This is a genomic window from Kribbella sp. CA-253562 (genome assembly GCF_050942265.1).
GTDB lineage: Bacteria > Actinomycetota > Actinomycetes > Propionibacteriales > Kribbellaceae > Kribbella.
This window is the reverse complement of record NZ_CP192049.1, coordinates 987,215-999,895: the sequence shown is the minus strand read 5'-3', so window position 1 is coordinate 999,895 and position 12,681 is coordinate 987,215. Positions and strand designations below refer to the sequence as shown.

Sequence of the window (12,681 nt, the reverse complement as noted above, 5' to 3'; positions counted from 1 at the left end):
CTAGACCAGATTGCGCAGTACGCCGTACAGCGCCATGCCGGCCAGGAAAACCATCGGGGCCACCCGCGCCAGCCGCTCGCTCGGGCGCGGACGGGGCAGACGGAACCAGCCGAGCCGCTGCAACGTCCATGCCAGCAGCAGGTAGCCGACCAGCATCGCGATCACCGGGAGCACGACGAACATGGGCGGGTTGTACGGCCAGGCACGGCCCACGTCGCCCTCGAGCAGGGCGGCGGCCATCCGGGTCGTTCCGCAGAACGGACAGTTCAGCCCGGTGAGGGCGTGGAACGGGCAGGGCAGTCCGATCCGTCCGTTCGACAGTCCGTTGACCACGGCAAGCACTCCGCCACCGGCCAGCACCGCCGCCAGGCCACGGACCCGGCGGTCCAGCGGCTCGGGCGTGGCGTGGCCGGGCTCGCTGCCTCTAAGGTGTGCCGGATGCATGGATCAACGGTAGACCGTCTCGGTCGACCGCGATCCGGACTCTCCGGAGCGGTACGTGGCCGGTGAGCCCCAGACTCGCTAGCCTGCATTGACTCCTCAACGAAGATCAGAAGGGATCGTCGTGAGCACTCCGACGCCACCACCGGGTTTCGACCCCCAGGACCCGAACCAGTCGGGTACCGGGGATCGCACCCCGGACCAGCCGGGCCAGTACGGTCAGCAGCCGGGCCAGTACGGCCAGCCGCCCCAGGACCAGCCCGGCGGTTACCCGGGTCAGCCGGGCCAGTACGGCCAGCAGCCCGGGTACGGTCAGCAGCCGGGCCAGCAGCCGGGGCAGTACGGTCAGCCCGAGTACGGCCAGCAGCCCGGCCAGTACGGGCAGCCGCAGCAGCCGGGCGCATACCCGGGGCAGCCGGCGCAGTACGGCCAGCAGCCGGGTCAGCCCGGCCAGCCGGGTGGTTCGTCCTACCCGTCGTACCCGCAGGCCGGCGCGACGCCGTACGGCGCGCAGCCCTACGGCGGCTACGGCTACGGCAACCCCGGCGGTGAGCTGGCCACCTGGCCGGTCCGCGTCGGCGCCTCGCTGATCGACGGCATCATCATCGCGATCCCGTCCTGGATCGGCAATCTGATCACCGGCCTCGGCGACAGCAACAGCTCCGGCGCGGCCATCGTCGGCCTGCTGCTGAGCCTGGTCGCGCTGGGCCTGTGGATCTACAACCGCCTGGTCCTGCAGGGCCAGACCGGCCAGAGCTGGGGCAAGAAGGCGCTGGGCATCAAGCTCGTCCGGGCCGACAGCGGCCAGACCGTCGGCGTCGGCAAGGCGTTCCTGCGCGAGATCACCCACATCCTGGACGCCCTGCCGTGCTACCTGGGTTACCTGTGGCCGCTGTGGGACGACAAGAAGCAGACCTTCGCGGACAAGATCAACACCACGTACGTCGTCAAGCTCTGACCTCGTACCCCCGTCTGCGTTCCCGGACGCCGTGGCCCGCTCCGGGCCACGGCGTTCTGCTGTCTGAGAAAGGACCGTCGTGAGCACCCCTCCGTTCGACCCGAACCGCCCCCAGGACCAGCCGCCGCAGTATCCCGTCGTACCGGGACAGCAGCCTGGTTACCCGGGGCAGCCTGGTTATCCGAACCAGCCCGGGTATCCCAACCAGCCGGGCTATCCGAATCAGCCCGGCTTCCCGAACCAGCCGGGCAACTACGGCGGCCCCGCTCAGCCGGGCTACAACCCGTACTCCGTCGGTGGCGGCTACGGCTTCAACTACGCCCCACCGGGTGAGCTGGCCGGCTGGGGATCGCGGGTGCTCGCCTCGATCGTCGACTCGCTGCCCGCCATCATCCTGATCGTGGCCGGGGTGATCACCGCGGTCGCGATCAGCGGCAACAGCGAGGAACTCAGCGACGCCGGCGGCGCCGCGATGGTGATCGGCTACCTGGCCGCGATCGGCTACCAGATCTGGAACCGCGTGATCCGGCAGGGCCGGACGGGTCAGTCGCTGGGCAAGAAGGTGGTCGGCCTGAAGGTGGTCTCGGCCGAGACCGGCGCGCTGATCGGGATGGGCCGCAACCTCGGCCGCGAGGTCTGCGCGTTCTTCTTCAACCAGTTCTGCTTCCTGAACGTGCTCTGGCCACTGTGGGACGACAAGAACCAGACCTGGCACGACAAGGTCGCCTCGGACATCGTCATCAAGCTCTGATCAGAATCAAGCTCTGATCAGTGCGACAGCAGAAGGCCCGCACAGGTCACGGACCACAGCACGCTGGTGAACGTCCCGATGATGAACCGCTCGGCCACCGCCTGAGGGGTGACGGACGCCGGCTGGTCGGGGCTGCGGAGCTCGGGATACCGGGCCAGGCCCTTGATCGCCAGCACGATCGCCACTCCCTCAGGCCAGCCGGCCACGATCGAGCCGAAGACCGCGCCGCGCTCCAGCGCCCCGATCAGCGCGCCACCACGCAGCACCTCACCGGCCTGCTGGGTCGACTGCGATCTGGTGTTGCCCCGGTCGACCAGCGCCAGTACGGACGTCGTCAGCGGACCGCCACCCGTCACGGCGAGGCCGCCGGAGACGAGCAGCAGCACGTTCCACCAGGCTTCGCCCCAGCCGGCCACTCCGTCACCGAAGAGCAGGATGATGCCGGCGGCGGCCAGGCAAGCCAGCATCACGCCGGTGACGACGATCTCCACGGTCGACCCAGCGGGCAGGATGAACGCCGCGACCGCGAGCAGCAGCCCGACCGCGACGAGCGCCAGGACCGCAGCGGTCATGCAGCGGCACCCGATGCCAGCAGCTCGGCGGCCAGCAATCGGCCGCGCTGCTCTTCGGCGTACCCGGCCGCTTGGGCCCGCTGGGTCACCGCCGACTGGCTGATGCCGAGTTTCACGCCGATCTCGCGGCGGGTCAGCCCTTCGGCGAGCAGGTCGGCGACTGCCCAGCCCCGCTCGCTGCGGCGGCGCAGCACCGAGGCCATCAGCCAGAGCACGCTCTCGACCTGGTCGGCCACGTGCGGGTCGTCGCCGACGACGTTGACGTGATGGGGACTCGACTTGGCCCGGTTGACCGCCTCGCGGGCATTGGAGAACGCCGAACCACTGCCGGCCCGCGTACTGCGTGGCAGCGGCTGCTCGACCGCACCGATGCCGAGCCCGATGTGCCAGCTGTCGGCGCGGATCAGCTGCACGATGACGTCGACCGTCGCACGCGCCTCCGACAGCACACCCTGCACCTCGTCGCCCGCGGTGCGCTCGAACTTGCGCAGCAGGCCGGTCCGGCGCGGTCGCCGATTCAGCGTGTTCAGCAGCTCGGGTACGAGATCGCCCGCGCTGCGACTGCCCCGTTGATCTACCGTGAGAACGAAGACCACCGCCCTGCACCTCCTTCTCGACGCAAGATTAAGGCTACAGTCTTATTCACGTAGAGTGAAGGAAAAAACCTGAACCGGTTCGCTCGATCACTGACAGTGACCATCCCGCGAACTCACCGATCCCCCAATTCTCCGCTCAGAACGGGGCCCGCGCCCGCCGACTCACCGCCTCTCTTCACTCCGCGTCAGGACGTTCGGGGGTTCTCGCACAGGAACGGCGCCCGACGCTGACCGGAGTGGTAGCTGTACTGCCGGCCGCCCGCGGACAGGATCGTCCGCGTCCCCTCGGTGAGCACCTGGGCGTAGTTCATGCCCGGCTCCGGGCAGCCCAGGCTGCTGTCGGGCCAGGTCACCTCCTCGGTGCTGACCACGGTCACCTGCTCGACCGGAACCCCGAGCCGGCCGGCCAGATCCGCCTTGGCCTGCTCGACGGGTCCACTGGGTGCCGGGCTCTGTGGCGCCGAACTCTGTGGCGCCGGACTGCCGGATCCCGGGCTGTCGGATGGGCTCACGGACGGCTCCTGTCCTGCCCCGGGCCGGTCCGGCTCGTTGCCGCAGCCAACCAGCAGCACGGCGACACCGACCAGGCCCGCGACCACGTAGCGCACGAAGAATCACCTACCGCGCACCATCGAAGCACACCGGCGGCCCGGTCACCAGGGCAGTCGAAGGGCCCCGGGCAACAGGTTGCCCGGGGCCCTCGGTTCGGCTTGGCTTTCGTGCCTGTCCGGCTCGGTCCGGCTCAGTCGGCCAGCGGCAGGTAGAGCTTCTTGTCATGCGACTTGAAGCTCTCCGACATCTCCGCGAAGCCGGCCTCGATCGCCTCGGCGGAGTCCAGCCCCTTCTCCTCGGCGTACTTGCGGATGTCGGCGGTGATCCGCATCGAGCAGAACTTCGGGCCGCACATCGAGCAGAAGTGCGCGGTCTTGGCGGGCTCGGCCGGCAGCGTCTGGTCGTGGTACGACCGCGCGGTGTCCGGGTCCAGCGAGAGGTTGAACTGGTCCTCCCAGCGGAACTCGAAGCGGGCCGTCGACAACGCGTCGTCCCAGTCCTGCGCGCCCGGATGCCCCTTGGCCAGGTCGGCGGCGTGCGCGGCGATCTTGTAGGTGATCACCCCGGTCTTCACGTCGTCGCGGTCGGGCAGCCCGAGGTGCTCCTTCGGCGTGACGTAGCAGAGCATCGCCGTGCCCAGCCAGCCGATCTGCGCCGCGCCGATCGCGCTGGTGATGTGGTCGTACGCCGGGGCGACGTCCGTGGCCAGCGGCCCGAGCGTGTAGAACGGCGCCTCCCCGCACAGCTCCTCCTCGAGCCGCACGTTCTCCGCGATCTTGTGCATCGGGACGTGCCCGGGCCCTTCGATCATCACCTGGACATCGTGCTCCCAGGCCACCTTGGTCAGCTCGCCGAGCGTCTTCAGCTCGGCGAACTGGGCCGCGTCGTTGGCGTCGGCGATCGATCCCGGCCGCAGTCCGTCGCCGAGCGAGAACGTCACGTCGTACGCGCGCAGGATCTCGCACAACTCGGCGAAATGCGTGTACAGGAAGGACTCCTGGTGGTGCGCCAGGCACCAAGCGGCCATGATCGAGCCGCCGCGGGACACGATGCCGGTGATCCGGCGCGCGGTCAGCGGCACGTATCGCAGCAGCACACCGGCGTGCACGGTCATGTAGTCGACACCCTGCTCGCACTGCTCGATCACCGTGTCGCGGTAGACCTCCCACGACAGCTCGGTCGGGTCGCCCTTGACCTTCTCCAGCGCCTGGTACAGCGGCACGGTGCCGATCGGGACCGGCGAGTTGCGCAGGATCCATTCGCGGGTCTCGTGGATGTTCTTGCCGGTCGACAGGTCCATCACCGTGTCCGCGCCCCAGCGGGTGGCCCAGACCAGCTTCTCGACCTCCTCCTCGATCGAGCTGGTGACCGCGGAGTTGCCGATGTTCGCGTTCACCTTCACCAGGAACTTCTTGCCGATGATCATCGGCTCGGATTCGGGGTGGTGGTGGTTGGCCGGGATCACCGCGCGGCCGCGGGCGACCTCGGACCGGACCAGCTCGGGGTCGACGCCCTCGCGGACGGCGATGTACCGCATCTCCTCGGTGATCGTGCCGGCCCGGGCGTGCGCGAGTTGGGTAAGCCGCTCGCGTCCGTCGATCCAGTCCTTGCGGATCGGCGGCAGACCGGTCTGGACGTCGATGGCCGCGCCCGCGTCGGTGTACGGACCGGAGGTGTCGTACAGGTCGAAGTGCTCGCCGTTGGTGAGATTCACCCGGCGGGCCGGGACACGCAGGTCGCCGGTGTAGATCTTCTCCGAGCCCGAGATCGGGCCGGTGGTGACGGTCGGACGGACGGCGGAGTCGTTGCCGATGGTTGTCACGATGCTGCTCCCTACGCCGGAATTACCCGGACAGGTTCGGCGGTCGGCGGCGCCGGTTCGCCCAGCCTGGCCGGTCCCGGTCTCCCGGTCCGCCAGGGGTGCGCAGTCCAGCCGCCCTCTCAGCCCGCTACGGCGCGAGCTCCCGCGATTCGACTTTCCGCCGTTCACGATAGCCAACGACGGGCTACTGAGTACCGGATCCCGCGCGTCGCCAGGCTGCAGGCGTCTCTGACAGGCGGTACGCGTCACGTTGCCGCACGGTGTGCCGCGACGCCGGAGCCGGTAGCGTCGGGGGATGCGAGACATTGTCTACCCGCCGGTGATCGCCCTGGCGAAAACCGCGTTCAAGGCGCTCGACCTGAAGTTCACGATGGTCGGCACCGAGCACGTGCCGCGGACCGGCGGGGCGGTGATCGCGCTCAACCACATCAGCTACGTCGACTTCGTGATCGGCGGCTTCGGCGCGCAGCCGAGCCAACGGCTGGTCCGGTTCATGGCCAAGGAGGTGCTGTTCCGCCATCGCGTCTCCGGGCCGCTGATGCGCGGCATGCACCACATCCCGGTCGACCGCGACGCCGGCTCCGCGTCGTACCGGCAGGCGCTGAGCTACCTGAAGGCCGGCGAGATCGTCGGCGTCTTCCCGGAGGCGACGATCTCGCGGTCGTTCGAGCTGAAGGAGTTCAAGTCCGGCACGATCCGGATGGCCGCGGCGGCCGGCGTCCCGGTGATCCCGATGATCCTGTGGGGCACCCAGCGGATCCTGACCAAGGACCACCCGAAGGACTTCACCAGGCACCGTCCGGTGTCGATCACCGTCGGCGCTCCGATCACCGTCACCCGCCAGGACGACGCGACGGAGGCGACCGAGCACCTGCGGACCACGATGGCCGGAATGCTCGACGAGACGATCCGGGCCTACCCCGAGCAGCCGCCCCGGGCCTGGTGGCTGCCCGCGTCGTACGGCGGGGGCGCGCCGACCCCGGAGGAGGCCGAGCGCCTCGACCAGGAGGAACTCGCCCGCCGCCGCAACCGCTGACCATCGGAGTACAGCCGGTACGGCGACGCGGGCGGTCGTCGTCCGGCGCCGCCTGCGTTCGGCAGTGGACCAGACCTTGACCCCGGGCGGACTCGGGAGTACGAAAGGCCTTTGACTGCCGTGCCGGACCTGGGGGGTCCCGTCGGCGACGGTCGACGGTTTCTCGGCAGCCGCGGGGGCGCCGGCCGACGGTTCAGTGGTTCGGGGGAGAGTTCGTGGTGTTCGATTCCGAGGAGTTGCATCTCTTCGAGCCGGGGCGGCTGAAGGTCGCACCGCACATCGCCGAGGAGATCCCGGACGCCGGGGTGTTCTTCCTGTCCTGGGCGACCCAGGGCCTGCGCTCGGACCAGGCGCGGGAGATCGAGTCGGCGGTGAACGGCCGGCGCTGCACGAACGGGTGGTTCCCGCTGGGGAGCCTGAGCAGCATCCCGCTCCGCGGGTTCCGCCCCGGGCCGCTCACCTATCTGGCCCGGATGACCGCCGAGGACCCGGAGATCCTGCGCCGCTGGGCGACCCGCGGCCTGCCCGACCACGGCCGGACCGGCGAGTCGAAGCGCCGCATCGACGAGACCTCGAACCACCTGCTGCTCACCCAGGGCCACGCCGCGGCCGTGACCTGGGTGGTCGCCGTCCGCCCGCAGGCGTACCTGGACGTCGGGCTGCTGGGCGACAAGCTCTACGCGACCTGGGACGCCTACCTGAACTCGCTCCGCCCCAAGGACATGGTCAAGGCCGTACGCCGCTGGAACCGCTAGTGGAACTGCCACGCCGGCCTCGAGCTGCTACTCCAGGATGAGGTGAGCCACCCAGTAGCAGCACGCGGCGACCACGCCGGCGGCCGGGATGGTGAGGATCCAGGCCATGATGATGCCCTTCGCGACACCCCAGCGCACGGCGGACAGCCGCTTGGTGGCGCCCGCGCCCATCACCGCGGAGGTGATCGTGTGGGTGGTGGAGACCGGCGCGTGCAGGCCGATCGCCATCACGTACAGCACGGTCGCGGCGACTGCCTCGGAGGCGAAGCCGCGGGCCGGGTCGAGGTGGATGATCCGGCGGCCGAGGGTGCGCATGATCCGCCAGCCACCGGAGTAGGTGCCCAGCGAGATCGCGGTCGCGGCGGCCACCTTGACCCAGATCGGGATCTCGTCGCCGGGGCTGACGTGCCCGGTGGTGAGCAGGGCGAGGAAGATCACGCCCATCGTCTTCTGGGCGTCCTGCAGACCGTGGCCGAGCGCCATCGCGGCCGCCGACAGCGACTGGGCGAGCCGGAAGCCGCGGGTGGTCTTGCCGGGATTGCTGCGCCGGAAGATCCACAGGATCGCGGTCATCAGCAGGAACGCGCCGAGGAAGCCGACCGCCGGCGAGACCACCATCGGGATGACGACCTTGTCCAGGATGCCGCTCCACAGCACCGTGCTCGCCGAGGCCAGGCCGGCGCCGACCAGGCCGCCGATCAGCGCGTGCGACGACGAGCTGGGCAGGCCGAAGTACCAGGTGATCAGGTTCCAGGTGATGGCGCCGACCAGTGCGGACAGCACGATCACCAGGCCGTGCTGGCCCGCCGGGGTGTTGATGATGCCCTTGCCGACGGTCTCGGCCACCTCGGTGCCGAGGAAGGCGCCGAGGAAGTTCATCACCGCCGCCATCAGCAACGCGACCCGGGGCGTCAGCGCCCGGGTCGAGACGGAGGTGGCGATCGCGTTGGCGGCGTCGTGGAAACCGTTGGTGTAGTCGAAGATCAACGCGATCGCGATGACGGCGACGACGAGCGCGAGCTCCACGCTCAGCTCTCCTTGACGGCGATCTGCTCGACCGTGTTGGCGACGTGCTCGAACGCGTCGACGGCGTCCTCCAGCAGGTCGATCACGGTCTTCACCTTCATCACCGTCAGGGCGTCGAACTCGCCGCTGAACAGCTTGGCGATGATCCGGCGGTGCACCGCGTCACCGGTGTTCTCCAGCCGGTTGATCTCGATCCAGTACTCGGCCAGGTCCTTCATCGTGCGCAGCCGCGGCATCGTCTCGGCGGTCAGCGTGGCCATCCGCTGCAGCACCTCGATCTGCTCGGCCACCTCCGTCGGCAGCGACTCCAGGCCGAACAGGTGGACCGCGTCGACGGCCTCCTCCATGAAGTCCATCACGTCGTCCAGGTCGGACGCGAGGCGGTAGATGTCCTCGCGGTCGAACGGCGTGACGAACGTCGAGTTGACGCGGCGGATGATCGAGTGGGTGGTCTCGTCGGCCGCGTGCTCGGCGTCTTTCATCTGGCCGGCGATCTGGTGGCTGGCGGCCAGCCCGGTTCCCGCGGTACTGCCGAGCAGTTCGGCCAGGATGCGGGCGCCGTCGACGAGGTGATTGGCGGACTCGGTGAAAAGGTCGTAGAACGTCGGGTCGTTCGGACGCAGACGTAACGGCACTTCAAGCTCCGGATGAACGAGGGACAAACCGTGAACATGCTAGGGGCAACGGACCGTTGAGTTGGCATCCGTGCTGGCAAGGTATCGCGAGATTGTGAACACATTGACTCAGTGCGACCAATTCGTGACCAGGTGGTGTCAGCGTGTGATCACCGCGTACAGGTCGAACAGCCCCACCAGCAGGACCAAACCGGCAGCCGCCCGCAGCACTCTGTCATGGCCCAGAAAGCCCGGCGGACCCGAGCGGGCAGCCCGCCGGTAGACGGCGCTCACAGCGGCCCAGCAGGCGAGCGCCAGCACGATCACCACGACGCCGAGACCGGTCCGGACCCCCGACGTACCGTGGCCGGAGGCGAGCAGGAGAACACCATTGGTGACCAGGCCGAGCGCTGTCCGGCGCCACGCGAGCAGCGTGCGCTCGGGCTGCAGACCGGGGTCGCGGGTCATCGCCACAGGCTGAACAGCAGGCCGATCAGCCCGGCCACGGCGATCGTTGCCCCGAGCATCAACGGCAGGCGGGTGACCGGCAGGCGGTCGCCGCGGCGCATCGCGGTCAGATTCGCCTGCCAGCGGCGGAAAGCGCCTGCCGTGGTGATCAGCCCGATGCCGACCAGCACAATGCCCAGGATCCGGGCGGGCCAGCGGTCCCGGCCGAGATCGAGGAACTGGACGGCCGACAGACCACCGGCATAACAGGCGAGTGATGTCCGCAGGTAGGCCAGATAGGTGCGCTCGTTGGCCAGCGTGAACCGGTAGTCGGGCTCCTCGCCGTCGGCCCCAGGCCCTTGCGACGCAGGCGGTACGGCGCTCACCCGCAGCTCACCAGTCCACGGTTCTGCTTCAGCGTGAGGACGCGGCGCGCGCTGGCGTCGACCTGCGCGGCGAACACCTTGTCCTGCTGGGCTCTGCGGACCACTGCGTTGATCATCGTCGAGGTCAGCGAGGCGTTCGCGGTGATCACGACGTCGCCACCGGCGGCGATGAACAGCGTCGCCCGGTCACCGGCCGGCACGGAAGCCACCTCCGCGGCCGCGCCGACGTCGTCGGTGATCACGACCCCGTCGTACTGCAGGTCGCCGCGCAGCATGCCCTGGACGATCGTCGGCGAGAACACCGCCCGGTTGGTCTTGTCGATCTTGGTGTAGGTCACGGTGGAGACCATCACCATGTCGCTGCCCGCCTTGATCCCGGCGGCGAACGGCGCGAGGTCGGCGTCGCCGCGGACCGTGACGGTGTCGACCACGCCCGAGGAGAAGTCGGTGTTGCCGCGGACCCGGCCCAGGCCCGGGAAGTGCTTGACCGACGTCATCACCCCGGCGGCGTGCATGCCCTTCACGAACGCGGCGACGTGCTCGCCCACCGGGCCCGGCGTACTGCCGTAGCCGCGGTCCAGGGCCCCGATCGGCGCGTTGTCGTCACCCAGGGACTTCGGTACGACGTCCGCGACCGGAGCGAGATCGAGGTTCACACCGGCCTGCTGGAGCTGCTCGCCCCACTGGGTGGCTTCGCTGGTGAGCTTCTGGGCGGACCAGCCGCCCTGGACGGTGGCGGCCGGGATGCGATCGAAGCCGGAACCCTTGAGCCGCTGGATCTTGCCGCCCTCCTGGTCGGCGGCGACGAACGGCTGGATCCCGTCGATCGTGGCCGCGGCGGTGGCCGCCGCCATCGCCGTCCGCGTGTGGCTGAGGCTGCCGCCATCGCCCATCAGCAGGAGACCGCCCGGTTTCCGCGCCCGTACGACGGACCGCTCGGACGACGTCATGCCGGTCGCGCTGATGCCCGTCATGATCAGCTGGGCCGCGCGCTCGCGCAGAGTGAGCCCGGCCAGCTTCTGGTCGAGGCAGTCCGACTGCGGCGCACTGGGCGACGGCGTACCGGGTGTCGAGGGCGGTGTTGCCGTCGACGTCGGCGGCGTGTCGGTCGGCGGCGTGTCCGTCGGCGGGATGGGCACCGTCGACGAGGGCACGGTGCTGGGCCCGGCGGTCGGCGGGCTGGAGTCGGCGCATCCGGCGAGCAGGACTGCGGTGGCTGCGACGACGGCGACACCCTGGAAAGTCTTCATCGACGCCCATTGTTGCCGACAGGCTTCAGCTGGACTCCCAGGCGGCACTGTCGTAGGTGCCACCGGAGTGGCGGGCCAGCGCGGCACAGATGTCGTGCAGCTGTTCGACCTGCTCGTCGGTCAGCGCGTCGAAGACCGCCGCACGGACCGTTTCGACGTGTCCGGGCGCGGTCTCCTTCAGCTTCTCCCGGCCGGCCTCGGTGAGGATCGCCACCTGACCACGCCGGTCCGACGTGATCCCTTCACGACGGACCCAGCCGACCTGCTCGAGCCGGTTCACCGCGTGCGACAGGCGGCTGCGCGACCCGAGCGTGGCAACCGCGAGCTCGCTCATCCGCAGCCGGCCGTCGGTGGCGTCGGAGAGCCGGACCAGGATCTCGAAGTACGTGTGCGGCATGCCGGCGTCGCGCTGCAGCTGTTGCTCGATCCGCCCGTTGACCACGCGCTGGGCCGCGATGAACGCACGCCAGGCCTGCTGCTCTTTGTCGTTCAGCCACCGGGGTTCCGCCATTACCGCAGCGTAGCCATCCGGGGGTCGTCACGCCCGTCATCGACGCCCTGTTCGCCGATCCGGCCGGCGAATGAGGATAACGGCCACGGCACAGACGACGATGCCGAATGCGGCGAGCAGTCCGATCGTCTCGTGGAACATCAGGTAGGCCATCACCATCGTGGTCGGTGGTACGAGGTAGAGCAGCGAGCTGATCCGGGTCGCGCCCGACAGCCGGAGGTTCACCAGGTACAGGCCCCAGCCGCCAGTGGTGGAGAAGACGACCAGCCAGACGGCTGCCCCGTAGAAGCCCGGCTCGTGCGGGACGGTCATCTGCCCGGTCGCGGTGGCGAAGCCGAGGAACAGCACGCCGGAGACCAGGCTCTGCAGGCAGAGCGCGTCCAGGAGGTGGGCCTTCGGCTTGCGCTTGCGCTCGAGGCACGTGCCGGCCACCAGGCCGAGCAGACCGCCGAAGGGGAGCAGGAACAGCAGCGGCGAGCTGTGACCGAGATCGTCGGCCACGACCAGGCCGACGCCTGCCAGGCCGACCAGCAGACCGGTCCATTGCAGGCGCGATACGTGTTCGCCGAGCAGTGGTCCGGCGACGGTGGCGATCAGGATCGGTTGCAGGGAACCGATCAGCGCCGTCACGCCGGCGGGGATGCCGTGGTCGATGCCGGCGAAGATCAGGCCGAGATAGACGAACTGGGTCAGGAACGCCATCGCGATATGGGTCACCAGATCGGCACGGCTGATCCGCGGTCGCCGGATCGCCAGCACGACGGCCGCCAAGGTCCCGGCCAGCAGGAACCGCCAGGCGAGCAGATCCACGGCCGAGCTGTACGCCGTACCCCAGCGGGCCCCGACGAAGCCCGAGCTCCAGAACACGACGAACCCGGCGCCGGCCAGCAGCGGGATCAGGCGCGCTTGCCGGCGGACGGCGAGGGCTTCGGTGGTGATCATGCTCCCGAAGTAACCACACCGG

General features: G+C 69.5%; 16 protein-coding genes. 4 read left to right on the top strand and 12 right to left on the bottom strand.

The window, feature by feature from the left end; all coding sequences use genetic code 11:
- On the bottom strand, positions 1–444 hold the full coding sequence (locus ACQPXM_RS04820) for a DUF2752 domain-containing protein (protein WP_432945167.1): 444 nt from the start codon (positions 442–444) through the stop codon (positions 1–3).
- 121 nt (positions 445–565) lie between these two features.
- Here ACQPXM_RS04820 and ACQPXM_RS04815 point away from each other — a divergent pair, with 121 nt between their 5' ends.
- Positions 566–1,399, top strand: coding sequence for an RDD family protein (locus ACQPXM_RS04815; protein WP_432945165.1), 834 nt, complete (start codon positions 566–568; stop codon positions 1,397–1,399).
- A gap of 79 nt (positions 1,400–1,478) precedes the next feature.
- On the top strand, positions 1,479–2,150 hold the full coding sequence (locus tag ACQPXM_RS04810; RefSeq protein WP_432945163.1) for an RDD family protein: 672 nt from the start codon (positions 1,479–1,481) through the stop codon (positions 2,148–2,150).
- A 17-nt stretch (positions 2,151–2,167) separates the two neighbouring features.
- On the opposite strand, the gene ACQPXM_RS04805 is transcribed toward ACQPXM_RS04810, so the two are convergent.
- The 4 genes from ACQPXM_RS04805 to thiC form a co-directional block, all read right to left on the bottom strand.
- Entirely contained in the window at positions 2,168–2,722 is a 555-nt protein-coding gene (locus ACQPXM_RS04805; RefSeq protein WP_432945161.1) for a hypothetical protein, read from the bottom strand.
- The gene (locus ACQPXM_RS04800; RefSeq protein ID WP_432945159.1) at positions 2,719–3,318 is read right to left on the bottom strand and encodes a transposase; all 600 of its coding nucleotides are present in this window, start codon (positions 3,316–3,318) and stop codon (positions 2,719–2,721) included. Before ACQPXM_RS04800 ends, ACQPXM_RS04805 begins: the two co-directional genes overlap by 4 nt.
- A gap of 185 nt (positions 3,319–3,503) precedes the next feature.
- Positions 3,504–3,926 (bottom strand): hypothetical protein, encoded by a 423-nt coding sequence (locus ACQPXM_RS04795; RefSeq protein WP_432945157.1) that lies wholly within the window; start codon positions 3,924–3,926, stop codon positions 3,504–3,506.
- 134 nt (positions 3,927–4,060) lie between these two features.
- Positions 4,061–5,692: a phosphomethylpyrimidine synthase ThiC gene (gene thiC, locus ACQPXM_RS04790; protein WP_432945156.1), complete on the bottom strand. Its 1,632-nt coding sequence runs from the start codon at positions 5,690–5,692 to the stop codon at positions 4,061–4,063.
- A 295-nt stretch (positions 5,693–5,987) separates the two neighbouring features.
- Here thiC and ACQPXM_RS04785 point away from each other — a divergent pair, with 295 nt between their 5' ends.
- Together ACQPXM_RS04785 and ACQPXM_RS04780 are read left to right on the top strand one after the other, a co-directional pair.
- On the top strand, positions 5,988–6,728 hold the full coding sequence (locus ACQPXM_RS04785) for a lysophospholipid acyltransferase family protein (RefSeq protein ID WP_432945154.1): 741 nt from the start codon (positions 5,988–5,990) through the stop codon (positions 6,726–6,728).
- A 215-nt stretch (positions 6,729–6,943) separates the two neighbouring features.
- Positions 6,944–7,483: a hypothetical protein gene (locus ACQPXM_RS04780; protein ID WP_432945152.1), complete on the top strand. Its 540-nt coding sequence runs from the start codon at positions 6,944–6,946 to the stop codon at positions 7,481–7,483.
- A 27-nt stretch (positions 7,484–7,510) separates the two neighbouring features.
- On the opposite strand, the gene ACQPXM_RS04775 is transcribed toward ACQPXM_RS04780, so the two are convergent.
- From ACQPXM_RS04775 to ACQPXM_RS04745, 7 genes are all read right to left on the bottom strand, one after another.
- Positions 7,511–8,509, bottom strand: coding sequence for an anion permease (locus ACQPXM_RS04775; protein WP_432945150.1), 999 nt, complete (start codon positions 8,507–8,509; stop codon positions 7,511–7,513).
- A 2-nt stretch (positions 8,510–8,511) separates the two neighbouring features.
- Complete coding sequence (locus ACQPXM_RS04770) at positions 8,512–9,144, bottom strand: DUF47 domain-containing protein (RefSeq protein WP_432945148.1); 633 nt, start codon at positions 9,142–9,144, stop codon at positions 8,512–8,514.
- A 138-nt stretch (positions 9,145–9,282) separates the two neighbouring features.
- On the bottom strand, positions 9,283–9,591 hold the full coding sequence (locus ACQPXM_RS04765) for a DUF202 domain-containing protein (protein WP_432945146.1): 309 nt from the start codon (positions 9,589–9,591) through the stop codon (positions 9,283–9,285).
- Positions 9,588–9,956, bottom strand: coding sequence for a YidH family protein (locus ACQPXM_RS04760; protein ID WP_432945144.1), 369 nt, complete (start codon positions 9,954–9,956; stop codon positions 9,588–9,590). The genes ACQPXM_RS04765 and ACQPXM_RS04760 overlap by 4 nt, the downstream gene beginning before the upstream one ends.
- Positions 9,953–11,206: a glycoside hydrolase family 3 N-terminal domain-containing protein gene (locus tag ACQPXM_RS04755; protein ID WP_432945142.1), complete on the bottom strand. Its 1,254-nt coding sequence runs from the start codon at positions 11,204–11,206 to the stop codon at positions 9,953–9,955. The genes ACQPXM_RS04760 and ACQPXM_RS04755 overlap by 4 nt, the downstream gene beginning before the upstream one ends.
- A 25-nt stretch (positions 11,207–11,231) precedes the next feature.
- On the bottom strand, positions 11,232–11,717 hold the full coding sequence (locus ACQPXM_RS04750) for a MarR family winged helix-turn-helix transcriptional regulator (RefSeq protein WP_432945140.1): 486 nt from the start codon (positions 11,715–11,717) through the stop codon (positions 11,232–11,234).
- A 36-nt stretch (positions 11,718–11,753) separates the two neighbouring features.
- Positions 11,754–12,659 (bottom strand): DMT family transporter, encoded by a 906-nt coding sequence (locus ACQPXM_RS04745; protein WP_432945139.1) that lies wholly within the window; start codon positions 12,657–12,659, stop codon positions 11,754–11,756.
- Positions 12,660–12,681: the final 22 nt, after the last annotated feature.

Bases quoted from the DNA above. Each gene is read 5' to 3' on its own strand.
- ACQPXM_RS04820 (WP_432945167.1), bottom strand. From the start codon at position 444: ATGCATCCGGCACACCTTAGAGGCAGCGAGCCCGGCCACGCCACGCCC.
- ACQPXM_RS04805 (WP_432945161.1), bottom strand. From the start codon at position 2,722: ATGACCGCTGCGGTCCTGGCGCTCGTCGCGGTCGGGCTGCTGCTCGCG.
- ACQPXM_RS04785 (WP_432945154.1), top strand. From the start codon at position 5,988: ATGCGAGACATTGTCTACCCGCCGGTGATCGCCCTGGCGAAAACCGCG.
- ACQPXM_RS04765 (WP_432945146.1), bottom strand. From the start codon at position 9,591: ATGACCCGCGACCCCGGTCTGCAGCCCGAGCGCACGCTGCTCGCGTGG.
- ACQPXM_RS04755 (WP_432945142.1), bottom strand. From the start codon at position 11,206: ATGAAGACTTTCCAGGGTGTCGCCGTCGTCGCAGCCACCGCAGTCCTG.
- ACQPXM_RS04750 (WP_432945140.1), bottom strand. From the start codon at position 11,717: ATGGCGGAACCCCGGTGGCTGAACGACAAAGAGCAGCAGGCCTGGCGT.
- ACQPXM_RS04745 (WP_432945139.1), bottom strand. From the start codon at position 12,659: ATGATCACCACCGAAGCCCTCGCCGTCCGCCGGCAAGCGCGCCTGATC.